This is a genomic window from Labrys okinawensis (assembly GCF_002982075.1).
GTDB classification, from domain to species: domain Bacteria; phylum Pseudomonadota; class Alphaproteobacteria; order Rhizobiales; family Labraceae; genus Labrys; species Labrys okinawensis_A.
The window spans coordinates 483,542-508,976 of the sequence record NZ_PUEJ01000005.1 but is presented as its reverse complement, the minus strand read 5'-3'; the positions used below and the strand labels follow the sequence as shown (position 1 = coordinate 508,976).

25 protein-coding genes are annotated in these 25,435 nt (G+C 65.8%); 16 read left to right on the top strand and 9 right to left on the bottom strand.

The features are described from left to right. Positions 1-23: 23 nt before the first annotated feature. On the top strand, positions 24-644 hold the full coding sequence (locus C5L14_RS16045; RefSeq protein ID WP_105863034.1) for an alpha/beta hydrolase: 621 nt from the start codon (positions 24-26) through the stop codon (positions 642-644). 69 nt (positions 645-713) lie between these two features. On the opposite strand, the gene C5L14_RS16040 is transcribed toward C5L14_RS16045, so the two are convergent. From C5L14_RS16040 to tetR, 3 genes are all read right to left on the bottom strand, one after another. Then, positions 714-1,700, bottom strand: coding sequence for an NAD-dependent epimerase/dehydratase family protein (locus tag C5L14_RS16040; RefSeq protein WP_105863033.1), 987 nt, complete (start codon positions 1,698-1,700; stop codon positions 714-716). An 85-nt stretch (positions 1,701-1,785) separates the two neighbouring features. Beyond that, entirely contained in the window at positions 1,786-2,328 is a 543-nt protein-coding gene (locus tag C5L14_RS16035) for a helix-turn-helix domain-containing protein (RefSeq protein ID WP_105863032.1), read from the bottom strand. Beyond that, a complete protein-coding gene (gene tetR, locus C5L14_RS16030; protein WP_105863031.1) occupies positions 2,325-2,939 on the bottom strand; it encodes a tetracycline resistance transcriptional repressor TetR in 615 nt (204 codons plus the stop codon). The genes C5L14_RS16035 and tetR overlap by 4 nt, the downstream gene beginning before the upstream one ends. A 193-nt stretch (positions 2,940-3,132) precedes the next feature. Between tetR and tet the strand changes: the two genes are divergently transcribed. Then, positions 3,133-4,308, top strand: a complete 1,176-nt coding sequence (gene tet, locus C5L14_RS16025) for a Tet(A)/Tet(B)/Tet(C) family tetracycline efflux MFS transporter (RefSeq protein ID WP_105863250.1) — start codon at positions 3,133-3,135, stop codon at positions 4,306-4,308. Between the two features lie 31 nt (positions 4,309-4,339). On the opposite strand, the gene C5L14_RS16020 is transcribed toward tet, so the two are convergent. Continuing rightward, a complete protein-coding gene (locus C5L14_RS16020) occupies positions 4,340-5,929 on the bottom strand; it encodes an N-acyl-D-amino-acid deacylase family protein (protein ID WP_105863030.1) in 1,590 nt (529 codons plus the stop codon). A gap of 299 nt (positions 5,930-6,228) precedes the next feature. On the opposite strand from C5L14_RS16020, the gene C5L14_RS16015 reads away from it, so the two are divergent. Further along, positions 6,229-6,999, top strand: coding sequence for a Crp/Fnr family transcriptional regulator (locus C5L14_RS16015; protein ID WP_105863029.1), 771 nt, complete (start codon positions 6,229-6,231; stop codon positions 6,997-6,999). Here C5L14_RS16015 and cydC read toward each other — a convergent pair. Together cydC and cydD are read right to left on the bottom strand one after the other, a co-directional pair. Beyond that, entirely contained in the window at positions 6,985-8,655 is a 1,671-nt protein-coding gene (gene cydC / locus C5L14_RS16010) for a thiol reductant ABC exporter subunit CydC (RefSeq protein WP_105863028.1), read from the bottom strand. The genes C5L14_RS16015 and cydC overlap by 15 nt on opposite strands. Continuing rightward, positions 8,652-10,421, bottom strand: coding sequence for a thiol reductant ABC exporter subunit CydD (cydD, locus tag C5L14_RS16005; protein WP_105863249.1), 1,770 nt, complete (start codon positions 10,419-10,421; stop codon positions 8,652-8,654). Before cydD ends, cydC begins: the two co-directional genes overlap by 4 nt. Before the next feature lie 272 nt (positions 10,422-10,693). On the opposite strand from cydD, the gene C5L14_RS16000 reads away from it, so the two are divergent. The 3 genes from C5L14_RS16000 to cydX are packed head-to-tail and all read left to right on the top strand — an operon-like array spanning position 10,694 to position 13,600. Continuing rightward, a complete protein-coding gene (locus tag C5L14_RS16000) occupies positions 10,694-12,277 on the top strand; it encodes a cytochrome ubiquinol oxidase subunit I (protein WP_105863027.1) in 1,584 nt (527 codons plus the stop codon). A 21-nt stretch (positions 12,278-12,298) separates the two neighbouring features. Continuing rightward, on the top strand, positions 12,299-13,447 hold the full coding sequence (gene cydB / locus C5L14_RS15995; protein WP_105863026.1) for a cytochrome d ubiquinol oxidase subunit II: 1,149 nt from the start codon (positions 12,299-12,301) through the stop codon (positions 13,445-13,447). Between the two features lie 12 nt (positions 13,448-13,459). Beyond that, the gene (gene cydX, locus C5L14_RS15990) at positions 13,460-13,600 is read left to right on the top strand and encodes a cytochrome bd-I oxidase subunit CydX (RefSeq protein WP_105863025.1); all 141 of its coding nucleotides are present in this window, start codon (positions 13,460-13,462) and stop codon (positions 13,598-13,600) included. Here cydX and C5L14_RS15985 read toward each other — a convergent pair. After that, the gene (locus C5L14_RS15985) at positions 13,585-15,090 is read right to left on the bottom strand and encodes an MFS transporter (RefSeq protein WP_105863024.1); all 1,506 of its coding nucleotides are present in this window, start codon (positions 15,088-15,090) and stop codon (positions 13,585-13,587) included. The genes cydX and C5L14_RS15985 overlap by 16 nt on opposite strands. 83 nt (positions 15,091-15,173) lie before the next feature. Here C5L14_RS15985 and C5L14_RS15980 point away from each other — a divergent pair, with 83 nt between their 5' ends. The 4 genes from C5L14_RS15980 to C5L14_RS15965 all read left to right on the top strand — a co-directional run bounded on the left by C5L14_RS15980 (position 15,174) and on the right by C5L14_RS15965 (position 17,486). Further along, complete coding sequence (locus C5L14_RS15980) at positions 15,174-15,746, top strand: TetR/AcrR family transcriptional regulator (protein WP_105863023.1); 573 nt, start codon at positions 15,174-15,176, stop codon at positions 15,744-15,746. A 173-nt stretch (positions 15,747-15,919) separates the two neighbouring features. Further along, positions 15,920-16,528: a superoxide dismutase gene (locus C5L14_RS15975; protein ID WP_105863022.1), complete on the top strand. Its 609-nt coding sequence runs from the start codon at positions 15,920-15,922 to the stop codon at positions 16,526-16,528. Between the two features lie 41 nt (positions 16,529-16,569). Further along, positions 16,570-17,172, top strand: a complete 603-nt coding sequence (locus C5L14_RS15970) for a flavin reductase family protein (protein ID WP_245443405.1) — start codon at positions 16,570-16,572, stop codon at positions 17,170-17,172. Continuing rightward, positions 17,151-17,486: a tetratricopeptide repeat protein gene (locus C5L14_RS15965; protein WP_181161197.1), complete on the top strand. Its 336-nt coding sequence runs from the start codon at positions 17,151-17,153 to the stop codon at positions 17,484-17,486. The genes C5L14_RS15970 and C5L14_RS15965 overlap by 22 nt, the downstream gene beginning before the upstream one ends. 19 nt (positions 17,487-17,505) lie before the next feature. Here C5L14_RS15965 and C5L14_RS15960 read toward each other — a convergent pair whose 3' ends face one another. After that, positions 17,506-18,771 (bottom strand): MFS transporter, encoded by a 1,266-nt coding sequence (locus C5L14_RS15960; protein WP_105863020.1) that lies wholly within the window; start codon positions 18,769-18,771, stop codon positions 17,506-17,508. A gap of 107 nt (positions 18,772-18,878) precedes the next feature. On the opposite strand from C5L14_RS15960, the gene C5L14_RS15955 reads away from it, so the two are divergent. After that, positions 18,879-19,337 carry a winged helix-turn-helix transcriptional regulator gene (locus C5L14_RS15955; protein ID WP_105863019.1) on the top strand — a complete coding sequence of 153 codons (459 nt, stop codon included), beginning with the start codon at positions 18,879-18,881 and terminating at the stop codon, positions 19,335-19,337. A 148-nt stretch (positions 19,338-19,485) separates the two neighbouring features. Here the strand turns inward: C5L14_RS15955 and C5L14_RS15950 are convergent, their stop codons facing one another. Continuing rightward, the gene (locus C5L14_RS15950; protein ID WP_105863018.1) at positions 19,486-20,121 is read right to left on the bottom strand and encodes a GntR family transcriptional regulator; all 636 of its coding nucleotides are present in this window, start codon (positions 20,119-20,121) and stop codon (positions 19,486-19,488) included. Positions 20,122-20,305: 184 nt separating this feature from the next. Here C5L14_RS15950 and bioB point away from each other — a divergent pair, with 184 nt between their 5' ends. The 5 genes from bioB to C5L14_RS15925 are packed head-to-tail and all read left to right on the top strand — an operon-like array spanning position 20,306 to position 25,435. After that, positions 20,306-21,334 carry a biotin synthase BioB gene (gene bioB / locus C5L14_RS15945; protein ID WP_105863017.1) on the top strand — a complete coding sequence of 343 codons (1,029 nt, stop codon included), beginning with the start codon at positions 20,306-20,308 and terminating at the stop codon, positions 21,332-21,334. Beyond that, the gene (locus tag C5L14_RS15940; protein WP_105863016.1) at positions 21,331-22,488 is read left to right on the top strand and encodes an 8-amino-7-oxononanoate synthase; all 1,158 of its coding nucleotides are present in this window, start codon (positions 21,331-21,333) and stop codon (positions 22,486-22,488) included. The genes bioB and C5L14_RS15940 overlap by 4 nt, the downstream gene beginning before the upstream one ends. 27 nt (positions 22,489-22,515) lie before the next feature. Further along, positions 22,516-23,172 carry a dethiobiotin synthase gene (gene bioD / locus C5L14_RS15935; protein WP_105863015.1) on the top strand — a complete coding sequence of 219 codons (657 nt, stop codon included), beginning with the start codon at positions 22,516-22,518 and terminating at the stop codon, positions 23,170-23,172. Then, positions 23,166-24,443: an adenosylmethionine--8-amino-7-oxononanoate transaminase gene (locus C5L14_RS15930; RefSeq protein ID WP_105863014.1), complete on the top strand. Its 1,278-nt coding sequence runs from the start codon at positions 23,166-23,168 to the stop codon at positions 24,441-24,443. Before bioD ends, C5L14_RS15930 begins: the two co-directional genes overlap by 7 nt. Beyond that, on the top strand, positions 24,440-25,435 hold the full coding sequence (locus C5L14_RS15925; RefSeq protein WP_105863013.1) for a beta-ketoacyl-ACP synthase III: 996 nt from the start codon (positions 24,440-24,442) through the stop codon (positions 25,433-25,435). The genes C5L14_RS15930 and C5L14_RS15925 overlap by 4 nt, the downstream gene beginning before the upstream one ends.

Genomic DNA, 25,435 nt, shown 5'->3' with positions numbered 1-25,435 from the left:
CTCGATCCGAGGAGACAATCATCATGACGACGACATCCAACTTATCGCATATCCACCGCTTCGTTCCCGGACAGGACAGGCAGCACCCCCCTCTCCTGCTCCTGCACGGGACGGGCGGCGACGAAAACGATCTCATCGGCCTCGGCGAACTGGTCGCTCCCGGCCGGGCCCTCATTTCTCCGCGCGGCAAGGTGCTGGAAAACGGCATGCCCCGCTTCTTCCGGCGACTGAGCGAAGGTGTGTTCGATGAAGAGGACCTGCGCCGGCGGGCCTCCGACCTGGCTGGCTTCATTGCCGAGGCAAGTGAGGCTTATGGCCTCGGGGCACCCGTCGCTTTGGGCTTTTCCAATGGCGCCAATATCGCCGCTGCGCTCCTGTTGCTGCATCCGCAGGCCCTGGCCGGCGCGGTGCTTCTCAGGCCGATGACTCCCCTGCGCTCGCCGCCACCGGCGGAACTGGGCGGCAAGCCGGTGCTGATGCTCTCCGGAGCCGCCGATCCAATCGTGCCTGCCGCCAACGCCGGCGCACTGGCCGATGTTCTCAGGGAACGCGGAGCCTCCGTGCGCCACGAGACGTTGCCGGCCGGCCATGGCTTGACGCAGGCGGATGTCCAGCAGACCAAGGCCTGGCTCGCCGGCCTGTAGTTCCCCGGCAGAAGCGTTCTTCCAGAGGCGCGGTCATCGGCGCTTCCGGAAAACCTGCCTGTCCGGCCATCAATCGTGAACCGGATAAGGCCCTTCCGAGAACACTGTGTCGTGATAGCCCTTGCTGCCGACCAGACCTGCAAGGGAGCTGCGGAAATCCTGCCCCTCGCGCAGGCAGTCGAGCATATGCCGGAAATCATAGCGCGGGCGCCAGCCGAGTTCGGCCCGTGCCCGAGCATTGACGTAAATGCGATCCAACTGCGGAAACAAGCTCCAACCCTTGGCGGCATAGAGTTCGGCGCAATCGGGAAACAGACGGTGCACGAGCGCCGGTGCGGTCGTCCGCAGCGCCGCGCAGTCGCCCGGGCCGAACGGCGTGGTTGCAGAGATGATGTAGCGGCCGAAACCGAGCGAGGGCGCCCTGTCCGCCGCCGCCAGATGGGCGTCGACCACGTCCTGGATGTCGCAGCGGCGGTTGAGCAGTTCGTTGGCCTGGGCATTGTCCGTGCCGTAGCGCTGTCTCATCTCGGGATCGTCGTCGGCTTCCGGGAAGAAGCGCGAAGTGCGCAGCACGATGACCGGCAGGCGATGGCGGCGGGCGAAAAGCTCGCACAAGGTCTCCGCCGCGATCTTGCTGGCGCCATAGATGTTCTTCGGGATCGGAGTTACGTCCTCGGTGACCCAGGCGGCCGGTTCACCCGCCGCTGGCGTCAGGGCAGAGCCGAAAGCGCTGGTCGTGCTGGTGAAGACGAAGGCTTCCACGCCGGCGGCAGCGGCCGCCTCGAGCAGCACCAGCGTCCCCTGGACATTGACGTCGAGAAAGTCCTGGTAGCCGTGGGTGGCCACATGCGGCTTGTGCAGCGTCGCCGCGTGGAGAACCGTGCGCACGCCCGGCAGGTGGCGCTCCACAAATGTGCGATCACCGATCGAGCCGACAATATCGGTGAAGGGCGAGCCCTTGAGGTCGAGGCCGATGGCAGGCCGGCCCGCCGCCCGCAAGGTGCGCATCAGACCCTCGCCCAGATGTCCGGCACTGCCCGTTACCAAAATCGTCATGGTGAACTATCCGCTATTGGCATCCGGCACCGACGACTAACGATCGCAAGCTGCGCCGGCCACGCATAAAATATGCAGGCGCCGATCAGGTGACGGTGGTGACCAGCCGCCCGGCGCTGCCGTCCGCCAGCCTCACGCGTTCCCACAGCACACGGCTCGGCTCGATCGGCAGGACGGGATCGCCATTGGCGCCCGTCTCCAGCGTCAGCGACGCCAGGTAGCCTTCATGCCAGCCCCGGGCAGCAAGCCTCTCCTCTGCCGCCAGGATTTCATCAGAGGCATAGGGGAGCAGCGACCTGCCGAGCAGTTCGGGCAGATCGACATGCCATTCCGCCTGCCGCGGCAGGGACGCCGCCAGAAGGCAATGGCTATGGTCGCAGATGAGATGGACCTTGGCGGTCGACGATGCCACCAGGCGCTTCAAGGCGGCATCTTCCGCCGGAACCGGCGTAGCGGCAAGAAGACCCAGGACCGCCACCCAACGATCCTGCCCGAGCGGCATGATGCCTCTTTCCCAACGGGAAATGCTGGCCTGGTCCACGCCGAACAGTTCGGCCAGATGGCTCTGCTTGATGCCTTTCAGCATGCGCAGCCTGCGCAAGGCACGTCCCTGCTCGATCGCATTCATCGCTGCAATCTCTCCCTCATGCCGGCAATGATGAAGCTCAATCCCCGTTCGAACGCCACCTCGGACCCATCCCGGTCGAAGGTCTCCATCGCCTCAGCCAGCAGGGGCGACACCGCGGCCGCGGAACGCGTCTCGCCGCGCTCGACTCCATCCGCTTGCGCCGATTGTTGCTCCATCACCGAACCGACTACGAAATAGCTGATGGTCATCAGCGCGTAGGTGGTGTCGGCCATGGTGAACCCCGCCTCGGTCAGGCAGCGCAATTGCGCCTCGGCATTTGCGGTTTCCGCACCGCTGGGCCTGGTGCCGGCATGGATGCGTGCGCCGTCCCGATAGGAAAGCAGGGCCCGCCTGAAACTGCGGGCATTGTTGGTGACGAAAGAACACCAATCTTCACCCGGCTTCGGCACCGCATGCGTGTGCCGTTCGGCGAGCATGGCATGGGCCAGGGCATCGAGCAGAGCCCGCTTGTTCTTGAAATGCCAATAGAGGGCTGGCTGCTGCACGCCGAGATGGTCGGCCAGCCTGCGGGTGGTCAGGCCGTCGACGCCGACCTCGTTCAAGAGATCCAGTGCGGCTCGGATGACCTTTTCGCGCTGCAGTTTCGCCATAACGTCCTTCCCCGGCATCGCCTCGAGAAGGCGCCGGCCTCCGGCCCCGGCGATGCGGCCATGCAGAACTACCTCACCGATCCCGATTCAGTAAGCCGGATCCATCGCGGCCGGCTTGACTATTTATCGGTGATAAGTTCTATGGTTCCGCTTATCAATGATAAATTATGATCGAATGGACCGGGGTGCGCCGATGACAACCAGATTTGCTCTCCCGCTCATACTCGGCGTCGTGGCCCTCGATGCCGTCGGCATTGGCCTGGTCATGCCCGTCTTACCCGAGCTCTTGCGCAATCTCGTCCATGCCGATGCGGTGGCCGGACATTACGGCGTGCTGCTGGCGACCTATGCCCTGATGCAGTTCCTGTGCGCGCCAGCCCTCGGCGCCCTGTCGGACCGGTTCGGCCGCCGTCCGGTGCTGCTGGCTTCGCTGGCCGGCGCGGCCATCGACTACGCCATCATGGCGACAGCGCCGGTTCTGTGGATCCTCTATGTCGGGCGCGCCCTCGCCGGCATCACCAGCGCGACGGCGGCCGTGGCCGGCGCGGCGATCGCCGACATCACGCCGGAAGAACAGCGTGCGCGGCGTTTCGGCCTGATGAGCGCATTCTTCGGGCTTGGCCTCGTCGGCGGACCCGCCCTCGGCGGCCTGCTCGGCGGCCTTTCCCCGCACGCCCCCTTCCTCATGGCTGCCGCCCTGAATGGCCTGAACGGCCTGCTCGCCCTGCTGTTTCTCCCGGAAACCCATCGAGGCGAGCGCCGTCCGCTCTCCCGGGCTGCCCTTAATCCCATTGCCTCTTTCCGCTGGGTGCGTGGCTTGCCGGCGGTGATGGCCTTGATGGCGGTGTTCTTCGTCATGCAGCTGGTCGGCCAGGTGCCCGGCTCGATCTGGGTCCTTTTCGGCGAAAACCGTTTCCACTGGGATACGGATGCCGTCGGACTTTCTTTGGCTGTCTTCGGCATTCTCCATGCCGTCGCGCAAGGAGTCGTGACGGGTCCCCTGGCGCGGCGGCTCGGGGAACACCGAGCCGTCATTCTCGGCATGTCTGCCGACGCGCTCGGCTATGTGCTGCTGGCCTTCGCCTCGCAAGGCTGGATGGCCTTCGTCATCATGGTTCCGCTGGCGGCTGGAGGCATCGGCGCCCCCGCTTTGCAGGCAATGCTGTCGCGGGAGGCCGGAGAAGGCAGGCAGGGCCAGTTGCAGGGGTCGCTGTCCGCCCTTACCAGCCTGACGTCTATCATCGGCCCGCTGCTCTTTACCGCGATCTATGCGGCTTCCCTAACCAGCTGGAATGGCTGGGCCTGGCTGGCGGGCGCCCTGCTCTATCTCCTATGTCCGCCACTTCTGCAGCGATCGGCGCGGACATAGAGCAGGAGCGGCGTCGCCGGGCGGCTTGCGTTTAAAGCACCCTGCCCGGCCGTTCGCCTGTCTGACGGCCCTCGGCCACCACAGCGCCTCCGTTCACCCAGACATGGGAGATGCCGGTCGGCAACTGAGTCGAGTTCTCGAAGGTCGCCCGATCGGTGATGGCGTCCTCGAACAGCACGAGGTCGGCGGCAAGGCCCGGACGCACCAAACCGCGGTCGCCGAGCTGGAAACGCTGCGCTGCGACCGAAGTCATGCGACGCACAGCATCTTCCAGGCTGAACCAGTTCTTCTCGCGCCTGAGCGGCCCGGCGATGCGCGGAAAGGTGCCGAAGGCGCGCGGATGCGGCTTGGAGCCTGGCCGAGGCAGGCCATCGGAGCCCGCCATGTAAAGCCGGTGGCAGCAGGCTGCGTGCAGATCGTCTTCGTCGAGCTGGAACAGGATGATGCCGGTCTGGCCGTCATCCTCCTCGATGAAACGCAGCATCAGGTCGAAAGGCGTGACGCCGAGCTGCCCGGCCGCCTTTTCCATGTCGAGGCCTTCCAGATGCTTGAGCTCGGCGGTGCCGACCGCCGACAGGCGGACATTGCCCCAACCGATCAGCGATACCTTGCTCTGGCCGTGGAAGGCCGGGCCGCCCTGTTCGACCCATTCGCGCAAAACCGCCAATTGCTCGGGATTGCGCAGGCGGGCCTTGAGGCCGTCGAGCCCGCCATCCATGGCGGCAGGCGGCAGCAATTGCAGGAGCCAGGTGCTGCCGGCCGGATAGGGATACATGTCGAAGCTGATGTCGATGCCTTCGCAGCGCATGCCTTCGAGCACTTCGATCGCCGCCGGGATCTGCCCCCAGTTCGGCCGCCCGGCCGATTGCAGATGCGAGAGCAGGCCGGCCGAGCCGGAATGCCTGAGAATAGCGCCGAACTCCTGGATCGCGTCCAGCAGCCCGGCCTCGTAGGAACGGACATGGGCGGCCAGCACCTTGCCGCGGCTGCGCACGGTGCTTCCAAGGGCAAAGAGCTCGTCCTCTTCGGCGAAGGCGCTCGGGGGATAGACGAGGCCGAGCGAAAGGCCCGCCGCCCCCTGGTCGAGCTGGGTGGCGAGCAGCGTGCACATCGCCTCGATCTCGGCCGCTCCGGCCGGGCGACGATCGTGCCCCATCACGGCAAGGCGCAGCGCCGCGTGGCCGACCAGCGATACCAGGTTGAGCGCGATGCCCTCCCCCGTCAGTGCCCGGCGATATCCGTCGAGGTCCTCGAAGATCTCGCTATCCAGGGTCTCGCCGAGCAGGCCGGAAAAATGCAGCCGCAGGTTTTCGCGCGACGCCGGAACCGCCGGATAGAGCGAGAAGGAACAATTGCCGACAACGATGCTGGTGACGCCCTGCAACGCCTTTTCCGGCCGGTCCCGCTCGCGCAGGAAGATAAGGTCGTCATGGCAATGGGCGTCGATGAAGCCTGGTGCGAGATAGCGCTCAGCCGCATCGACGACCGCGGTGCCGTTGTCGGCCTTGAGGTCCTGGCCGATGCGGACGATGGCACCGCCCGAAATCAGTACATCGCCGCGATACCAGGGCGCTCCCGTGCCGTCGATGATGCGTGCGCCCCGGATGAGTGTATCGGCCATGACGCCTGATCCTTTCTGGAGCAAAACGGGGTTTTCAATGAAAACGCCTCGCAGCTCTGGCCCCTTGCTTCGAGCTGTCTTTACGCCTCTTGGCGATTCAGCCAAATCGCAAAAACGTGTCAGTCCTCGATCGCCTCGGCGACCCGGATGAGGCAGGCTGTCGCATGCGACCAGTGCGCGGTCGCGATGCCGGCCTCGGCGGCGGTTGACGGGTGGTCCCACTGGACGAAATGTCCAGTCGCCCGGTTTCCACCCGCCTGCTACCCCAAGGACGTGGTCGCAACGCGATTGGTTCCATCATGGGCGCAGCAGCCGGTTTCCGCTCTTCTCTCACGCTTGTCCGCAAGGCCTGCGGAGCCTGCCGCGAGTGCGACGTTCGGCATCAGGCTCTCTGCGCGGCCATGGCCGACGACGATCTTCATCGTCTCGAAGGCATCATGAGCCCGACGGCGCTCCAGCCCAACCAGACGCTGCTGCGCCAGGGCGATCCCTGCCGCAAGGTCTATAGCCTGACATCCGGCATGCTGCGGCTCTTCACCGATCTGCCGGACGGCAGGCGCCAGATCACCGGTTTCCTGCTGCCGGGCGACTATCTCGGCCTGGTCGACGACCACGTCCATTCCCAATCGGCAGAAGCCGTCGTCGCCTCCCAACTGTGCTCCTTTCCCATCCGCCAGATCGAGCTGCTGATGGGCGAATTTCCGAGCCTGCGGGACCGGCTCCATCGCATGACCAGGGCGGCCTTGCGCCAGGCCCACGACAGTCAGCTCATGCTCGGCCGGCTGGCGCCGCTCGAAAAGCTGGCCGGCTTCCTGCTCATGCTCGATGCCCGGGCCAATCGCCAGCCCCGCGGTGGACGGGCGCTGCAGCTGGCCATGTCGCGTACCGATATCGCCGACCATCTCGGCCTGACCATCGAGACCGTCAGTCGCTGCTTCACCAGGCTGAAGATGCAGGGCCTGATCCGGCTGCCGGACGCCCATCTGGTGGAAATTCTGCACGAGGACCGGCTCGCCGACATTGCCGGCATCGGCATACAGCCTGAGCAGTTGCGGTCAACCGCCTGCTAGTGACATCGGTACCAGGCGACCGTCGGCGAGCGTGAGCACCCTGTCGCACGCTCCCGCCGGGATCTCAGCATGGGTGGCGAGGATGACGCTGCGTCCCTTGGCGGCGACTGCGAGATCGGCGAGAAAATCCGCCTCCATGGTACGATCGAGGCCGGTAGTCGGCTCATCGAAGACCAGGATTTCGGCCGGTGACAGCAGGACACGGGCGAGGCAGAGCCGCCGTGCCTGCCCCACGGACAGAGTGCGCCCGGCTTCTCCGACGAAGGCATCGAGCCCTTCGGGGAGGCTCCGTATGAAATCGGCGATCCGTGCGGCCTCCAGCGCCGACCAGAGTTCGGCGTCGCTCGCCTCCGGCCTGCCGATCAGCAAATTGTCGCGCACCGACCCCAGAAAGACGGGGGAGGATTGGCTCAGCAGGGCGATCCGCGCATGCAGATCGGCCTGGCGCACGGTGCGGATATCCGTGCCGCCCATGGCGATCGATCCGGCTTGGGGATCGTGCAGCCTGAGCAGCAAGGCGAGCAGGGTCGATTTGCCGCTGCCGCTCTCGCCAACGATCGCCACGCGTTCGCCGGCTGCGATGGTGAGGCTGAGGTCGCGCAGCACCGGCCGCGCCGGATCGAAGCCGAACGTCACCCGGTTTACGGCAAGCGTGCCGCCCGGCAGCGTAACCGGCCGTTGGGGATCGTTGATCGCCGGCGCCATCTGCGCAATCGCCCGTACCCGCTCGGCCGCCGCCAAGGCGGCACCGAATTTGGCGACGCTGCGCACCAGCATGGCCGTCGCCTCGAAACTGGCGAGCACCGCAAGCAGCAGCCCGACGAGCAGAGGACCGCCGATCTCGGCCCGCCCCAGAGCGTCGATGCCGCACCAGAGCACGCCGACAAGGGCGAGCCCGGCCAGAAGCTGGACGGCCGCTGCGGCCGCCAGGCCGGCCCGCGCCGAGCGACGCCGGGCGCGGGCGAGCCGCCTGGCGGCTGCCTCGAATTCCTGTCTCGCGGCCGCGACCGCCCCGAAAGCGACCAGATCGGCATGGCCATCGATGCGATCCAGCATGGCGATACGCAGCGCGGCGGAGGCTTCCACCAGGTCCGCACCCAGCCGGTGCGAGAACAGGATCAGCACGGCCGGAACGCCGGCAAGAGCGAGGATGATCGCCGTTGCGTAAATGGGAGCGGCGGCCGGCAGCAGAACGAAAAGCCCGGCCGTCATGGCGGTCCCGATCAGCAAGGCCGTGAGGATGGGGCCGAACGCCGTCAGGAAGACCGTGTCGAGCGTATCGACGTCGGCCGTGAGCCTGCTGACGAGATCGCCATGCCTGAGATCGCGCGAAGGCAGGGGAATGCGGGGAAACAGGCGCGCGAACAGCCAGCCCCTGAGAGCGGACAGAAGGCGCAAGGTCGCGTCGTGCCCGACCAGCCTTTCGCCATAGCGCGAAAGGATCCGCACCAGGGACAGGCCCCGGATCAGGGAGGACGGACCGAACAGATTGAAGCTCGCCGCCGCGGTGGTGAGAGCCGCCGCCGTCAGGAACCAGCCCGAGACCCAGAGCAAGGCCACGCCGGCGGCAAGGGTGAGCACGGACAAGGTCAGCGCCAATCCCATGCGGCCGACATGCTGGCGAAACAGCGGCCAGAAGGACAGCAAGGCGGTCATGCGGTCCACCTCGGCTGTTTCTGCAGCCTGCCGGCCTGGGGATGGGGCATCGGCAGCAGCTTGCCGCCGGCCAGCCGCCAGGCTTCATTCAGCCGGGCGGCCACGGCGGGCGAATGGGTCGCGACGATCATGGTGCGCCCTTTTGCGAAATCGAGCAGCGCGTCGAGCACGCGAGCCTGCGTGGCGGCATCCAGATGCGCGGTCGGCTCGTCCAGGAGAATCAGACCGGGATCGCGCAAGAACAGACGGGCCAGCGCCACGCGATGTCCCTCCCCGCCCGACAGGCCGACGCCGCCTTCCCCGACCGGGGCGTCGAGCCCCTCCGGCAGTTTCGAGGCAAAATCCCGAACGCATGCCTGCTCCGCCGCGCGCGCGATTTCCGCGGCCGAGGCGGAAGGCTTGCCCAGCCGGATATTGTCGGCGATCGAGCCATGAAAGAGGCGCGAGCGCTGGCTGATGAAGGCGACGCCCGCCCGCAGGCTGGCTTCGTCGATCGTTGCGAGGTCGAATCCGGCGATATGGATGCCGTCTCCCGGCCTGAGGCGAGCCAGTGTTTCCAGCAAGCTCGACTTGCCGATGCCGCTTTCGCCGAACAGCGCCAGATGCCGGCCGGCGCCGATCTCCAACGAGACATCGTCGAGCAGGACGCGGTCGGTCTCGGGCACCTGGATGGTCAGGTGCTCGACCCGGAGCGGCAGCCCGCCGGACGACATGGGAAGATGAACGGATCGCTCAGCGGCGGCACCGGCTTCCGGCGAACCTGCGAAGCGCGTCTCGATCTCGGCGATGGCTGCCTTGGCGGAAGCCCTGTCGTGGTAATGGGCGGCGAGCAGGCGCAGCGGCTGATAGACCTCCGGCGCCATCAGCAGGCAGAACAGACCGGCCTGCAATGTGAGGGAGGAGCCGCGCAGGTCCACAAACCCGAGATAGGTCAGGCCCACATAGAGCGCCACGCCGGCTACGCCGAGGGCCGCGAAGAACTCCAGCACGGCGGAGGACAGGAAGGCGATGCGCAGCACCCGCAGGGTCCGGCGGCGCAGATCCTCGCTCGCCCGTTCGACGTCGCGGGTCTCGAACTCGGCACGCCCGAACAGCTTCAGCGTGGTCATGCCGCGCAGGCGATCGGCGAAATGCCCGGACAGCCGCGCGAGCGCATCGGCCTGGGCCCTGGTCGCCGCCTCCGCTCCCCAGCCGACCAGCGCCATGAACAGGGGAATGAGCGGTGCCGTCAGCAGGAACAGCAGCCCGACCAGCCAGTCGACCGGCAGGACCGCGGCGGCAAAAGCCAGCGGCAGCACGGTCGCCTGTATGCTCGCGGGCAGGAAGCGGGCGAAGAAGCCGTCAAGCACCTCGACCTGGTCGACGACCGCCGCGCTCAAGGCGCCGGATGAGCGGGATGCCGACCACTCGATCGAGCTTGCCGACAATTTCGCGGCAAGCCGGTTGCGCAAATTGAATTTGATGCTCTCGGCGGCAGTGATGCCCGCCTGCTCTCCCAGAGCTGCCAGGCCCAGCCTCAAGACGATCAGCATGGCAATCCAGGTTATCGGACCGGCCAGCGCGACAACGCTCTCGCCCTCCACCACGGCCCGATGCAGCACCGAAGCCAGCAGGTAGGCCTGAGCGACCAGGAGGGCCCCGGAGGCGAGCGGCAGTATGGTCGCGATCGCCAGTCCTCGCCCTGCACTGCGCGCGAGGCTGGTGAGCGTGGAACGACCTTGCCCGCTCGCCCCTCCTGCGATCCCCGGGGTGGATGTCTCGCTCACCTGTTGCACGCGCCCCTCATTTGAACTTCCAAGCAATATTGACTTCGATAGTTTACCAATGACGCCAGTTATCTATCGCTCTTCTTGCACAAAGTGTTGCACACCTTAGATTTTGTCTTGAAAAAGCAAAACCGACCGAAGCACAATCTCCACCATCTTTAGCCGCCGTGGGCAGCTCGGGGCATTGATTTCGATCAATGCCCGACGCGGGCTGCCCGTTTAGAGAAACTTGAAACTGGCGCAATGCCAGTATTGGACCGGGTTTGGCGTCTATGATTGATTTCACCATCGTCGATCTGTCGCGACTGCAATTTGCAGCGACAGCCATGTATCACTTCATCTTCGTGCCCTTGACGCTCGGCCTTTCCTTCCTGATGGCCATCATGGAGAGCGTCTATGTGATGAGCGGCAACCCGATCTGGCGTCGCATGACGCTGTTCTGGGGCACGCTGTTCGGCATCAACTTCGCCATGGGCGTCGCCACCGGCATCGTGATGGAATTCCAGTTCGGCATGAACTGGAGCTATTACAGCCACTATGTCGGCGATGTCTTCGGTGCGCCGCTCGCGATCGAAGGCCTGATGGCGTTCTTCCTGGAGGCGACCTTCATCGGCCTGTTCTTCTTCGGCTGGGACCGTCTGTCGAAGGTGGCGCATCTGGCCGTTACCTGGCTGGTCGCACTGGGCGCGAATTTCTCGGCCCTGTGGATCCTGATCGCCAATGGCTGGATGCAGAACCCGGTCGGCTCGGTCTTCAATCCCGACACGATGCGTATGGAGATCACCGATTTCGTCGCGGTCATCTTCAATCCGGTCGCCCAGGCCAAGTTCGTGCACACGGTCAGCGCCGGCTATGTCGCCGGTTCGATGTTCGTGATGGCGATCAGCGCCTTCTTCCTGCTGCGCGGACGCCACCGCGAGCTCGCCCGCCGCTCCATGGTGGTAGCGGCGAGCTTCGGCCTCGCCTCGGCCCTGTCGGTCGTCGTCCTGGGGGACGAGAGCGGCTATGTCGCCACCGAGCACCAGAAGATGAAGATCGCCGCCATCGAGGCCATGTGGGAGACCGAACCCGCACCGGCCGGCCTCACGCTCTTCGCCCTGCCCGGCAAGGACGGCAACCGCTACGAGGTCAAGGTGCCCTGGGTACTGGGCCTGATCACCACCCGCAGCCTGAACAAGGAATTGCCGGGTATCCGGCCTCTGGTCGAGCATGCGGAACTCCGCATCCGCAACGGCATCCAGGCTTCGGCCAGCCTCGACGCCATCCGCAAGGACCCGAACGACAAGGCAGCCCGTGAGGCCTTCGCCAAGCAATGGCCGGATCTCGGCTATGCCCTGCTGCTCAAGCGCTACCGCCCCGATATCCAGAACGCCACGCCGGAGGAAATCCAGCGCGCGGCGTTGGATACCGTACCCGGCGTTGCGCCCTTGTTCTGGAGCTTCCGGGTCATGGTGGCACTGGGCTTTTATTTCATCGCCTTCTTCGGCCTCGCCTTCCTGATGAGCTGCCGGCACCGCCTCGGCGAGAACCGGGCCTTCCTGCGTGTGGCCTTGTGGAGTCTGCCCCTGCCTTGGGTGGCGATCGAAGCGGGCTGGCTGGTCGCCGAATATGGCCGGCAACCCTGGGCGATCGAGGGCGTGCTGCCGACCTTCTACGCCGCCTCCGGCCTCACCCTGACCGATCTCGTCATCAGCCTCGGTTTCTTCCTGGCGCTCTATACGAGCCTGCTCATCGTCATGGTCTTCCTGATGGTGAAGGCCATCCGCAAGGGACCGTCCGAACATAGCGTACTGGACGAAGCGCCGGCGGGCGCAGGCCCCCTGCCCGAGCCCGCCTTCGCCCGCGCGCCGCGCTGAGCCAGATCAGGATACGCAATCATGAACACGATCCCTCTCGACTATGAAACCCTGCGCCTGATCTGGTGGGCCCTGCTGGGCGTGCTCCTGATCGGCTTTGCCATCATGGATGGCTATGACCTCGGCATCGGGGCCCTGCTGCCCTTTGCCGCCCGCACCGACGAGGAACGCCGCATCCTCATCAACCTGATGGGGCCGACCTGGGAAGGCAACCAGGTCTGGCTGATCCTGGGCGGCGGCGCGATTTTCGCAGCCTGGCCGGCGCTCTATGCCACGTCCTTTTCCGGCTTCTATCTGGCAATGATCGCCATCTTGCTGGCCTTGATCCTGCGGCCCGTCGGTTTCAAGTTCCGCGGCAAACTCCAGGACCCGCGCTGGCGCACTTTGTGGGATTGCGCCCTGTTCCTCGGCGGTTTCGTGCCCGCCCTGATCTTCGGGGTCGCCGTCGGCAATGTGCTGCTGGGCGTGCCCTTCGGCCTCGACGCCACGCTACGCCCGTCCTATAGCGGCACCTTCTTCGGTCTCCTGAGGCCCTTCCCGCTGCTCGCCGGGCTGGTCAGCCTCGCCATGCTGGTCACCCATGGCGCGACCGTGATTTCGGCCCGCACGCAGGGGCCGATGACGGAGCGAGCGCGCTCTTATGGCCGTCTTGCCGCGCTGGCAACCCTGGCGCTGTTCGCCCTCGGCGGTGTGTGGATCGCTTATGGCATAGACGGCTATGTCGTCACCAGCCAGCAGGACCCGCTCGGGCCATCCAATCCGCTCGGCAAGTCGGTCGCGCTCGAAACGGGGCGCTGGCTCGCCAACTTCCATAGCCACGGCTGGATGTGGACCGCGCCGACCCTTGGCCTGCTTGGCCCGCTGGTGGCTTTTGCCGGCCTGTCGGCCCGCATGGGTAAACTCGCGATCGCCGGCAGCAGCCTCGGCATCATCGGCATCATCGCCACGGCTGGCCTGGCGCTGTTTCCCTTCCTGCTGCCGAGCTCGCTCGATCCCAAGGTCAGCCTCACCGTGTGGGACGCGTCCTCCAGTCACATGACGCTCTTCGTCATGCTGCTGGCGACGGCGGTCTTCCTGCCGCTGATCCTGGCCTACACCACTTGGGTCTTCCGCGTGATGCGCGGCCCTGTCACGGCCGACTCGATCGGCCGCAATCCCAACGCCTACTGAGGAGGTCGGTCCATGTGGTACTTTTCCTGGATGCTCGGGGTCGGCCTTGCCTGCTCCTTCGCCATTCTCAATGCCATGTGGTTCGAGTTGCGCGAGCAGAAGGTCGACGCCGCGAAGCCGGAGAACAGGCCTGATCGTCAACCGATCGGTTGACGGTCACCCATCCGATCCCGGCGGCGCCCCATCAGGCCGACGACGAGGGCCGTCAGCAGGAAGAGCAGCGAGCAGACGGCGATCACGCCGAGAAAGGCCTGCTCGAAAGCCGCGCGTGCCAGCCGCACCAGCGTGTCGGCCGAGGGCGAAGGGAGTCCTTCGGCCGCGAGCAGGGCCTCGTCCAGGCTGTCGCGCACCGCACCGGCAACCGGCAAGTCGGACGGCAGCACCAGCATTGCCGTGTAGATCGCCGACATGATGGTGCCCATCACGGCCACGCCGAGCGCGCCGCCGAGTTCGTAGGAAACCTCCTCGATCGAGGCGGCCATGCCGGCCCGCTCCTCCGGCGCATTGACCATGATCGCACTGGACGCGGCCGACATCGACGCCCCGACGCCGAACCCCATGGCGCTCAGCGCCGTCAGCCAGAGCGCCGCCGTTCCATCATGTGTCAGCAGGAAGGCGGCGAGACCGCCACCCGCCAGTGTCAGCGACATCCACAGCACGTGACGGGTCCCGAGTCGCGGCAGAGCGAGGCCCGCCAATGGCCCCGCCACGATCGATGCCAGGGGAACGGGAAGCAGCAGCAGGCCTGCCTGCAGCGGCGACAGACCCCGCACCAGTTGCAGATGCTGGCTGAACACCAGTTCCACGCCGATCAGGGCCGCCGATGATACGGTGGCGACGATGACGCCCGCGGCGAATTCGGGATTGCGGAACAGGCCGAAATCGATCAGCGGCATCTCGCTCCGGCGCTGCCGCCGCCTGAAAAGGAAGAATGCCAGAGCGGCAAGGAGCCCAGCCGCGAGGGCGGCCTCCCAGCTCGGCGAACGCTTGCCCACTTCCTTGATGGCATAGGCCGCGGCGATCAGTCCGACCATGATCTGCAGCGAGCCGACGAGGTCCCAAGGATGGGTGGCACGGCTCGGACGGTTTTCCAGCACAAGCCAAGCCGCTAGCCACGCTCCGATCACCACGGGAACGTTGATCAGGAAGACCGAACCCCACCAGAAGAATTCGAGCAGCAGGCCGCCGAGCACGGGTCCGAAAGCCGCGCCGCTCGAGGCAACGGCTGCCCAGACACCGATGGCGAAGGCCCTCTCCTTCTCGCTGGAAAAGGTGAGGCGAATGATGGCAAGGGTGGCAGGCATCATCATAGCCGCGCCGACGGCCAGCAAGCCGCGGGCGGCGATCAGCACGGCCGAACCGGGTGCGAAGGCCGCCAGCAGCGAGGCCGCCCCGAAGGCGATCAGGCCGGCCATGAACAGGCGCTTGGCGCCGATGCGATCGCACAGCGTGCCGCAGCCCGGCAGCAGGCCGGCGACGACCAGTGGATAGGCATTGAGGATCCAGAGCTTTTCGGAGGCGGTCGCCGCCAGGTCATGGGTCAGCCGCGGCAACGCCGTGTAGAGCACGGTCAGGTCGACGACGATGAGGAACAGGGCACTCGAAACGATTGCGAGAACCAGCCAGCGATTGTGATATGCCATGATCGAGTTCAGCGTTGAATGAAACTTGTCCGCGCAAAGCGGACCGCTTGCCCACCCCACCCGGTCAATATAAATACATACGTATGGAAACAAAAGAGAGAAGTGGCCTCGGCCGGCCCCGCAGCATCGATCGCAACAAGGTTCTCGATGCGGCCGAAGCCGTGGTGGCGCGCACCGGCCCCGCCGGCCTGACTATCGATGCGGTTGCCAAGGAAGCGGGCATCACCAAGGGCGGCGTGCAATATTGCTTCGGTAGCAAGGACGGCCTGCTCAAAGCCATGCTGGAGCGTTGGACTGCAGGTTTCGACGCCGAGGTCGCCCGGATCGCGGCCAAACAGCCAGGTCCTCTCGCCATGGTGCGGGCCTATGTCGAGGCCAATCGCCATACGGACGAAAAAGATGCTTCCCGTTCGGCCGCCATGCTGGCAACCCTGATCCAGAGCCCGGACCAGCTGGCCGATACCCGGGCCTGGTACCGCCGTTATCTGACGGCTATCGATCCCTCTTCTCCCGAAGGACGCAACGCGCGCCTCGCCTTTCTCGCCTCCGAGGGCCTCTTCTTCCTGCACAGCTTTCAATTCGTGCAGATGACCGAAGCCGAATGGCAGGAGATATTCGAGGACATAATGCGCCTGCTGCCGGACAGCCCTGCGTGATGCGGGCGAATAGACTGCGCGTCGGACTTCCGAAGCCATGCCGAGGCGAAGCCTGGTGATTTTCCAACCGTCGGCTTGACATATGAGGCATTTCGTTTTTCAAAGAAAAAACTTTGAAAATGGATTGCGCGTCCGTGGATGGCGGGCGCGGTCCTCAAGGATGGAGAAAGACCATGGCCTTCACGCTGCCCGCCCTGCCCTATGGCATCAATGCCCTCGCCGCACGCGGCATGAGCCAGGAAACGCTGGAGCTCCACCACGGCAAGCATCATCAGGCCTATGTCACGGCCCTGAACGGTTTCGTGGAAAAGGATCCTGCGCTCGCGGGCAAGACGCTTGAGGAGATCATCGCCCTGGTCAAGGACCGGCCGGAGGCGGCACCGGTGTTCAACAATGCCGGACAGCATTGGAACCATATTCACTTCTGGCAGGCGCTCAGCCCGAATGGCGGCGGCATTCCCGGCAAGCTGCAGGCCAGGATCGATGCCGATTTCGGCGGCACCGAGGCTTTCAAGGAAGCCTTCAAGACCGCGGCGACTACGCAGTTCGGATCGGGCTGGGCCTGGCTCGTCGCGGGCAAGGACGGCAAGCTGAAGGTCACCAAGACGCCCAACGGCTCCAATCCGCTCGCCACCGGCGAAGGCACGCCCCTGCTCGGCCTCGACGTCTGGGAGCACAGCTATTACGTCGACTTCCGCAACCGTCGCCCCGATTACGTCGCGAACTTCCTCGACAAGCTGGCCAATTACGAATTCGCCGAAGCTAATCTGGCTGCGCTTTGACCACTGGCCGGGGCATGTCGGGCAGAGCGGGAGAAGGTATCATGCGTGAGATCGACCGTTCCGCCCCCGTCACCCCGATGGCATGGACATCGCCGCAGCGGTCTCCCATCGACCGGTCGGAGTTCGCCGAGGCGATGTCGAACCTGGCGGCGACGGTGTGCGTCGTCGCCGCTCATTGGCAGGGCGAACGCCAGGGGCGTACGGCAACGGCCGTGCTATCCCTTTCGGCAGACCCGCCTTCCGTTCTGGTTTCGATCAATCGGACATGCCGCCTGGCTGAGCTCATTCTTGCCACCGGCCGCTTTTCCGTGGCGATGCTCGCCAGCAACCAGGAAACCATCGCCGATGCCTTCGCCGGCAAGTTCGGCGACATAGACCGCTTCAGCGTCGGTGACTGGCAGAACTGGAAATCCGGCGCCCCACGCCTGTCCTCGGCCGCCGCTTCCATCGAGTGCGAATTGATCGGCAGCATGTCGATCCCCACGCATCTCGTCATCGCCGGCGCGGTTGTCGAAACGAAGCTGGTGAAGGAGGCGACCCCGCTGCTCTGGCACCGGCGGCAATATCACCGGCCGACCCCGCTTTCGGGATGGCCGACACTCTCGAGCGAGGAGCCTCAGCCATGGCCGACGCAGGCGGATTGATCGCCCGCCTCGAACAGCAGATTGCCTCCGGCCGCGACAATGCCCTTGCGCGCTTCACGCTCGGCCGCGCCCGGCTGGAACAAGGCGACCCGGCCGGAGCCATCATGCACCTCACGCAAGCCATCGCCCTGAAACCGGATTATGCCGCCGCCTACAAGCAGCTCGGTGCCGCCCATGCCAAGGCAGGCAATGCGCCGGAGGCGATCACCGTCTGGGATAGGGGCTGCGCCGTTGCCCAGGACAGCGGCGAGTTGCAGGCCCTCAGGGAAATGACGTCGCTGCTTGGCAAGCTGAAGCGGCGCCATTCGGCCTGAACCCCTCGATCGCGCACCATTACTCAGCGGCATTGATCGCCTGCGTCGCCTCCCTGGGGGTTGCCCGCAGGGTTGCCGCCCAGAACACCAGGGTGGTCGCCGCAATGGCAGCGCCGAGCAGGCTGACGCCGGTCCAGCCGGCATAGGCATAGACCATCGTCGAGGACGACGAGCCGACGGCACTGCCGATCGAATAGAACACCATATAGGCGGCCGTCAGCCGGCTCTGCGCCTCCGGCCTGATGCGGTAGATCATGCCCTGATTGGTGACATGCACGGCTTGGAGGCCGAAATCGATGACGAGAACGCCGAGGACCAGCCACAGGATTGAATAGGGCAATAATCCGATCGGCAGCCAGGCAAGCAGCATCAGGCCGAGTGCGATTCCGGTTACGCGCTGCCCATGGCCCCTGTCGGTCCAGCGTCCCGCCCAGGACGCCCCGAGAGCTCCAGCAGCGCCGGCTAGGCCGAACAGGCCGATCACGCTGTGCGAGAAGGAAAAGGGCGGCGCGCTCAGGGGCATCACCAGCGGCGCCAGCAGCGTGGTGATGTCGGCAAAGATCAGCATGGCGATAATGGCGCGGATCCGCAGCACCGGCTCCTGCACGAACAGGCTGAAGAGAGAGGCGATCAGCTTGGGGTATGCCAGGCGCTGCGCTGGTCGCTGTTGCGCCGGCAGCATCTTCCACAAGGCCAGGACGATGGCGAGCGTGGCAGCTGCGGAGACGACATAGACGGTGCGCCAGCCGGAGAGATCGGTGAGCGCGCCGGCGACGGTGCGGGCCAGAAGAATGCCGAGCACGATGCCGCTGGTGACGATACCGACCACCTCGCCGCGTGCCGATGGCTGTGCCAGGCTGGCGGCATAGGCGACGAAAGCCTGGGTGACCACGGCCAGCAGGCCCATCACGACCATCGAAGCGAGCAGCATGGCAGCGCTCGAAGCAAAGGCGATCGAGACGAGAGCGAGCACTGACAGCAGCGACTGCCCGATGACCAGCTTGCGCCGGTCGACCAGATCCCCGATCGGCACCAGCAGGATGAGACCGATACCATAACCGAGCTGGGTCGCGCCGACGATGAGGCCGGCGGTGGCACGCGACAGGCCGAGATCGTCCGCCATGACGTCGAGCAACGGGTGGGCAAAATAGGCATTGGCGACGGCAAGGCCGCTCGCCACCGCAAAAAGCAGAATGAGAGAGCGGGACAGCAGCGCGGAAGGCTGCGGCGCGCCGGCCTTCAATGCGGCAGTGCAGGAGGACCCCAATTCCACGTCCGAGGGCATGGCAACTCCACCTCAAATAGGTTTAATAATGAAACCATTGCCTCATAGGCGATGAGGTTTTATGATGCAACCGAAATTGGGGAAAGCATCCGGAAACAAACGAGACGATGGTCAAGCGCAAGAGCCTTACCGGGGACTATTGTCCGAGCGCGCGATCGCTCGATGTGATCGGCGACTGGTGGTCGCTGCTGATCGTGCGCGATGCTTTCGACGGGCTGACGCGCTTCGGCGAGTTTCAGAAGAGTCTCGGCATCGCCAAGAACATCCTGTCCGAACGGCTGAAGACGCTGATCGCCCGCGGCATTCTCAAGGCCGTGCCGGCGACGGATGGCGGCGCACACCAGGAATATCACCTCACCGAGATGGGCCGGGATCTCTTCCCGGTGATGGTCGCCCTGCGGAAGTTCGGCGAGGCGCATCTGTTCGCACCCGGCGAGCCGCATTCGCGGCTGGTGGAACGCGAGACCGGACAGGCCATCCAGCTCGAGATCCGCACCAGCGACGGGCGAGCCGTCGATGCCAAGGATGCCGTCATCCTCAAGGTCGAGGAAGACGGCGCGGCGTGATGGAGAGCCGGCAGGCTTGACCTTGCCCTTGGGGCCGTCTCGATAAGAGGATGGTCAGCCAGCGAGGGGTGATTCATACCGGCGCTGGGCGTCTCGGCCAAGACCCTGCGGCTTTATGAGCCCGCACGGGAGGGTCATGGCCTGGCGGTCAGGGCATGGAAACCAACCCGCCTCCCCTGACCTGCTCCAGCCCGCGGATATGTGACTGCAGCAGGGTGGCCGCGCGGCCGGCGTCGCGCTGCCTCAGGGCATCGAGGATCTGCCGGTGGGCGTGACTCGTGCCGGGCCGCCAACCGGCCGTGCGTGTCGCGGCGAAGATGATGCGTGAGTTGGCTAGCTGCAGTCCGTCCAGCATGGCCAGCAGCCGGGGCATGCGGCAGGGCGCCACGATCTCACGGTGGAAGGCGCGGTTGGCCAACTCCCACTCCTCGATGGTCTCGGCCCGGTCGCCTGCCCGAAGAGCCTGCTCCATTCGCTCCAAGCTCACCGCATTCAGCCAGGGAATGGCCTGGCTGACGGCCAACACTTCAAGGTTCGCCCGGATCTCGACGATTTCCTGCGCCGCCTTGCGGTCGAGCGGTGCCACCCGCATGCCGCGCCGGGGCTCACTGACGGCGAGCCCCTGGGCGCGCAGCAGCTGGAAGGCCTCGCGGGCGGGCACATGGCTCGCCTCGAACTCCGCCGCGATCCTGTCCTGCCGGAGCGGGGTGCCAGGCCCCAGTTCTCCCCGCACGATGCGTTCGGCCAGGGTGCGCGCGATGCGCTCGGCGACGGTTTCAGCCATGGCAGCTCCATAGATTATCTATGATAAAAACAGATGCATCCTCTATTCGCAACCTTATGATGATTTTAGATAGATAGATTTCAAATTTTATCTATAATTTGAGGCGCCCGGTATTTGGCTGCCTCTCCTTCCCAGACTCGCGTCTCCCCCATGGGATCCGTGAGTGGTCATGCGAGGAGACGATATGCACGATCAGGTATCGAGAGTTCAGAGCCGTGAAACCACAGCGGGTATCCTCGGTTCGGGCGCTGACAGCGCTATCCCCCTGGCCTGGAACCGTGCCGATGCGCGTGCGATCTATGACCTGCCGTTCAACGACCTGCTGTTCCGTGCCCAGACCGTCCACCGCCGGCATTTCGATCCCAACCGCATCCAGCTCAGCAAGCTGCTCAGCATCAAGACCGGCGGCTGTCCGGAAGATTGCGGCTATTGCAGCCAGTCCGCCCATCACGACAGCGGGCTGAAGGCTTCCAAACTCTTGGAAGTGCAGCGGGTGATCGAGGAAGCGCGGCAGGCCAAGGCGGGCGGTGCCACGCGCTATTGCATGGGCGCGGCCTGGCGCGGCCCCAAGCAGCGCGACATGGCCATGCTTGTCGCCATGGTGGAAGGCGTGAAGGCGCTCGGCATGGAAACCTGCATGACGCTCGGCATGCTGTCGCCCCAGCAGGCCGGGACGCTCGCCGAGGCCGGCCTCGATTATTACAACCACAATATCGATACCTCCGAGCGCTTCTACCCCGAGGTGATCACCACCCGCAGCTTCGCCGAGCGGCTGGATACGCTGGCCAATGTCCGCGAAGCTGGCATCAAGGTCTGCTCGGGCGGCATTCTCGGTCTCGGCGAGGCGGTCGATGACCGCATCGACATGCTGGTAACCCTGGCCAACCTGCCCGAGGCGCCGGAGAGCGTGCCGATCAACATGCTCATCCCCGTACCCGGCACCCGGCTGGCGGATGCCCCGCCGGTCGATCCGATCGAGTTCATCCGCATCATCGCCCTCGCCCGCATCCTGATGCCGGCCTCGCATGTGCGCCTGACCGCCGGCCGCACGGCGATGAGCGACGAGATGCAGGCGCTGTGTTTCTTCGCCGGCGCCAATTCTATCTTCGTCGGCGACACGCTGCTCACCGCCGCCAACCCGGGCGACGACAAGGACACCAGCCTGATGCGTCGCCTCGGCCTGACGGCGGCGCCAATGGAGGAAGCGCCATGAGCGTGGCATTGCCGGGCGAACCGCCCCGGCTGGCGCGCTATGCGGCAAGGCTCCGCCAGTTCGAGCGCAAGGGACGGCGGCGCGTCCTGGCGCCGCAAAGCGGTGTCGATTTCACCTCCAACGATTATCTGGGCCTGGCGTCGTCATCGCGCTTGCGCGAAGCCGTCGTCTCCGCCGTCGATCGCGGCGTGCCCGCCGGTGCCGGCGGCTCGCGCCTGCTGCGCGGCAACCATCCCGAGCACGAAGCCCTGGAGGTCGAAGCCGCCGGGTTCTTCGGTTCGGAGCGCATGCTTTATTTCAATGGCGGCTACGCCGCCAATCTCGCCGCCCTCTCCACCTTGCCGCAGCGCGGCGATCTCATCGTCCACGACGCGCTCATCCATGCCAGCGCCCATGCCGGCATCGCCGCCGGCCGCGCGCGGGCGGTGGCCGTGCCGCATAATGACGTCGCCGCCGTCGAACAGGCCATCCGTGCCTGGCGGGCGGGCGGCGGCAGCGGCCATCCCTGGATCGTGGTCGAGAGCCTCTATTCCATGGATGGCGACATCGCGCCCCTGGCGGAACTGATGGCGCTGGCCGATGCCCACGATGGCTTCCTCTATGTGGACGAGGCCCACGCCACCGGTGTTCACGGGCTCGGTGGGCGCGGCTTTGCCGCCGCCCTGGAGGGGCGTGACAATGTCGTGGTGCTGCATACCTGCGGCAAGGCGCTCGGCTCCTCGGGGGCGCTCATCGGCGCCAGCGCGGTGCTTTGCGACGTCCTGGTCAATCACGCCGCGCCCTTCATCTATGCCACCGCGCCCTCGCCGTTCCAGGCCGCACTCGTGCGGGAGGCGCTCCGCGCGCTGGCGGATGAACCGGAACGGCGCGAGCGGGAACTGGCACTGATCGCCTTCGCCAACCGGCTCCTGGCCGAGCGGCTCGGCATCGCAGGCAGCGGCTCGCAGATCCTGCCCGTCGTCATCGGCGACAATGAGCGCTGCCTCGCCATCGCCGAGCGGATGCAGGCGGCCGGTTTCGACATCCGGGCCATCCGCCCGCCGACGGTGCCGGCCGGCACGGCACGCCTGCGCATTTCCATCACGGCCAATGTCGACGAGGAGGTTATCGCCCAAATGGTCGAGCACCTCGCGATGGTGATGGTGGACAATTGATGAAACGAAGCTCCCGGGAGCTGTGCCATGATCAGTAAGGCTCATCCACGCATCGTCGTCACCGGCACCGATACCGGCATCGGCAAGACGGTGTTCTCGGCCGGCCTCAGCCATGCCCTCGGCGCCAGCTACTGGAAGCCGGTGCAATCGGGCCTCGATGAGGAGACCGACAGCGAGACGGTGCAGCGCCTGGGCAAGCTTCCACAAGAGCGCATCCTGCCCGAGACCTACCGGCTCGCCACGCCGGCTTCGCCGCATCTCTCGGCTGCCATCGACGGCATGGAACTCGATCCCGATATGCTCAATCCGCCGCCGGTCGCCAGCCCCCTCGTCATAGAGGGTGCCGGTGGGTTGCTGGTCCCGCTGACACGCTGGACCGTGTTCGCCGACGTCTTCGCGCGCTGGCGCTATCCGGCGATCCTCTGCGCCCGCACGGCGCTCGGCACCATCAACCACACGCTGCTGTCGCTCGAAGCCATGCGTCGCCGGGATATTCCCCTCCTCGGCCTCGTCTTCATCGGCGACGAGCAGCCGGACAGTCAATCCATCATTGCCGACCTCGGCAATGTCCGGAGCCTGGGCCGGCTGCCGAAACTCGATCCCCTGACTGCCGACGGACTGCATGCCGGCTTCCCGAACTGGATCGACCTATCCACTATCAAGAAGGGGCTTGCCTCATGCTGAAATCCCTGCCCTCGCCGGTCTGGCATCCCTTCACCCAGCATCGGCTCGATCCGGTGACGCGCCGGATCGCCCGCACGGAAGGCGCTTTCCTCTATGAGGAGGACGGGCAGGCCGTGCTCGATGCGATCTCCTCGTGGTGGGTGATCACCCATGGCCACCGGCATCCCGGCATCATGCAGGCGATCCGGGAGGCCAGCGAACGCTTCGACCAGATCATCTTCGCCGACTACACCCATGAGCCGGCCGAAACGCTCGCCAGAGGGCTCATCGAACTCGCGCCGTCCGGCCTCGCCCATGTCTTCTATTCCGACAGCGGCTCGACCTCCGTCGAGGTCGCCTTGAAGATGGCGCTCGGCTTCTTCCACAATCGCGGCATGCCCCGTTCCCGCATCGTGGTGATGGAGCACAGCTATCACGGCGACACCATCGGCACGATGTCGGCCGGCGAACGCGGGGTCTTCAATGCGGCCTATGGCCCCTTGCTGTTCTCGGTCGACAGCCTGCCCTTTCCCGCCGCCGGGCAGGAACAAAGCACGCTCGATGCTTTCGAACGCCTCTGTCGGCAAGGCGATATCGCCGCCCTGTTGATCGAGCCTTTGGTGCTGGGCGCCGGGGGCATGCGCATCTATGCCCCCTGGGTTCTCGCCGAACTGAAACGGATCGCAGAGGGGCACGGCGTCCTCCTGATCGCCGACGAGGTGATGACAGGCTGGGGCCGCACCGGTTCGCTCTTCGCCTGCCAGCAGGCCGGCATCACGCCCGACATCCTCTGTCTGTCCAAGGGCCTCACGGGCGGTGCGGTGCCGCTTGCCGCAACCCTGTGCACGGCGGAGATCTTCGAGGCGCACCTGTCGGATGACCGCAGCCACACCTTCTTCCACTCCAGTTCCTATACCGCCAATCCCATTGCCTGCGCGGCGGCATGCGCCAATCTCGACATCTGGCGTTCCGAGCCGGTTGCCGAACGTATCGCCACCCTGGCCGCCGGACACGGCCGCCGCCTGAAGCGTTTTCGGGGCGATCCGCGTTTTGCCGACCTCCGGCAATGCGGCACCATCGCGGTCATGGAGATCAATGCCCCCTCCAGTGGCTATCTTTCCGATGCAGGGCCGCGGCTGCGCACCTTCTTCAAGGCGCGCGGCCTGCTCATCCGCCCGCTCGGCAATGTGATCTATCTGATGACGCCCTATTGCGTCACGCCGGACGATCTCGACCGCGCCTATGCGACCATCGACGAGGCGGTGGACCTGGTCGCCGGCGACGGCCGATGACCCGCTGCCGTTCGAGCCGCGTGCTCGGCTTCGGCCATCACGTCCCGGAACGCCGGGTCGGCAATGCCGAGATCGAGGCGAGCCTCGGCCTGGAGGCCGGATGGATCGAGCGGCGGACGGGTATCCGCCATCGCCATTGGGCTGGCGCCGGGGACACGCTGAGCGGCCTAGCCGCCGGGGCCGGTGCCGCAGCCCTGGCGGATGCCGGCATTGCGCCCGATGCGGTGGGGCTCGTCCTGCTCGCGACCTCGACGCCCGATCATCTGCTGCCGCCCTCGGCGCCTCTGCTGGCGCATCGGTTGGGGCTGCCGAAAACGGGCGCCATCGATCTCGCCGGCGCCTGCTCGGGCTTCCTCTATGCCCTCACTTTGGCAGACGGTTTCGTGCGAACCCAGGAGAAGGCCGTCTTGGTGGTGGCCGCCAACATCCTCAGCCGCCGCATCAATCCGCAAGAACGCGCCAGCGCCGTGGTGTTCGCCGATGCCGCGGGAGCCCTCGTGCTCGGCCCTTCGCGCGACGAAGAGACCGGCCTCCTCGGCATCGACCTTGCCTCCGACGGCAGCCAATACGACCTGATTTCCGTTCCGGCCGGCGGCAGCAATCGCCCCTTCGCCCCGGATATCGCCCCGCAGGACTTCCTGATGACCATGCGCGACGGCAAGGCGGTGTTCTCGCAGGCGATACACATGATGAGCCGCAGCGCCGAACGGGCCATGGCGCGCGCGGAGCTGACGGCCGCGGACATCGATCGTTTCGTGCCACATCAGGCCAATGCCCGCATCTTCGATGCCGTCGCGGCCGAACTCGGGCTCAATGCAGCAAAAACCGTGCGCAGCATCAAGGATTACGGCAATTCCTCGGCGGCCACGATCGCGCTGTCGCTGTCGCTCGCCCATCAGGCCGAACCGTTCAGGCCGGGCGAAAAGCTGCTGCTTTCCGCGGCCGGCGCGGGCATGACCGGGGGCGCCGTGGTGCTGGGTATGGGGCGATGA

Excerpts from the sequence above, each read along its gene's own strand:
- C5L14_RS15950 (WP_105863018.1), bottom strand. The coding sequence starts at position 20,121 with ATGGCTGAAACCGTCGCCGAGCGCATCGCGCGCACCCTGGCCGAACGC.
- C5L14_RS16000 (WP_105863027.1), top strand. The coding sequence starts at position 10,694 with ATGATTGATTTCACCATCGTCGATCTGTCGCGACTGCAATTTGCAGCG.
- C5L14_RS16015 (WP_105863029.1), top strand. The coding sequence starts at position 6,229 with ATGGGCGCAGCAGCCGGTTTCCGCTCTTCTCTCACGCTTGTCCGCAAG.
- C5L14_RS15940 (WP_105863016.1), top strand. The coding sequence starts at position 21,331 with ATGAGCGTGGCATTGCCGGGCGAACCGCCCCGGCTGGCGCGCTATGCG.
- C5L14_RS16045 (WP_105863034.1), top strand. The coding sequence starts at position 24 with ATGACGACGACATCCAACTTATCGCATATCCACCGCTTCGTTCCCGGA.
- C5L14_RS16035 (WP_105863032.1), bottom strand. The coding sequence starts at position 2,328 with ATGAATGCGATCGAGCAGGGACGTGCCTTGCGCAGGCTGCGCATGCTG.
- C5L14_RS15965 (WP_181161197.1), top strand. The coding sequence starts at position 17,151 with ATGGCCGACGCAGGCGGATTGATCGCCCGCCTCGAACAGCAGATTGCC.
- cydC (WP_105863028.1), bottom strand. The coding sequence starts at position 8,655 with ATGACCGCCTTGCTGTCCTTCTGGCCGCTGTTTCGCCAGCATGTCGGC.
- C5L14_RS16020 (WP_105863030.1), bottom strand. The coding sequence starts at position 5,929 with ATGGCCGATACACTCATCCGGGGCGCACGCATCATCGACGGCACGGGA.
- C5L14_RS15955 (WP_105863019.1), top strand. The coding sequence starts at position 18,879 with ATGGTCAAGCGCAAGAGCCTTACCGGGGACTATTGTCCGAGCGCGCGA.
- C5L14_RS15930 (WP_105863014.1), top strand. The coding sequence starts at position 23,166 with ATGCTGAAATCCCTGCCCTCGCCGGTCTGGCATCCCTTCACCCAGCAT.
- C5L14_RS16040 (WP_105863033.1), bottom strand. The coding sequence starts at position 1,700 with ATGACGATTTTGGTAACGGGCAGTGCCGGACATCTGGGCGAGGGTCTG.
- C5L14_RS15975 (WP_105863022.1), top strand. The coding sequence starts at position 15,920 with ATGGCCTTCACGCTGCCCGCCCTGCCCTATGGCATCAATGCCCTCGCC.
- cydB (WP_105863026.1), top strand. The coding sequence starts at position 12,299 with ATGAACACGATCCCTCTCGACTATGAAACCCTGCGCCTGATCTGGTGG.
- C5L14_RS15925 (WP_105863013.1), top strand. The coding sequence starts at position 24,440 with ATGACCCGCTGCCGTTCGAGCCGCGTGCTCGGCTTCGGCCATCACGTC.
- cydX (WP_105863025.1), top strand. The coding sequence starts at position 13,460 with ATGTGGTACTTTTCCTGGATGCTCGGGGTCGGCCTTGCCTGCTCCTTC.
- C5L14_RS15980 (WP_105863023.1), top strand. The coding sequence starts at position 15,174 with ATGGAAACAAAAGAGAGAAGTGGCCTCGGCCGGCCCCGCAGCATCGAT.
- tetR (WP_105863031.1), bottom strand. The coding sequence starts at position 2,939 with ATGGCGAAACTGCAGCGCGAAAAGGTCATCCGAGCCGCACTGGATCTC.
- C5L14_RS15960 (WP_105863020.1), bottom strand. The coding sequence starts at position 18,771 with ATGCCCTCGGACGTGGAATTGGGGTCCTCCTGCACTGCCGCATTGAAG.
- bioD (WP_105863015.1), top strand. The coding sequence starts at position 22,516 with ATGATCAGTAAGGCTCATCCACGCATCGTCGTCACCGGCACCGATACC.
- C5L14_RS15970 (WP_245443405.1), top strand. The coding sequence starts at position 16,570 with ATGCGTGAGATCGACCGTTCCGCCCCCGTCACCCCGATGGCATGGACA.
- C5L14_RS15985 (WP_105863024.1), bottom strand. The coding sequence starts at position 15,090 with ATGGCATATCACAATCGCTGGCTGGTTCTCGCAATCGTTTCGAGTGCC.
- tet (WP_105863250.1), top strand. The coding sequence starts at position 3,133 with ATGACAACCAGATTTGCTCTCCCGCTCATACTCGGCGTCGTGGCCCTC.
- bioB (WP_105863017.1), top strand. The coding sequence starts at position 20,306 with ATGCACGATCAGGTATCGAGAGTTCAGAGCCGTGAAACCACAGCGGGT.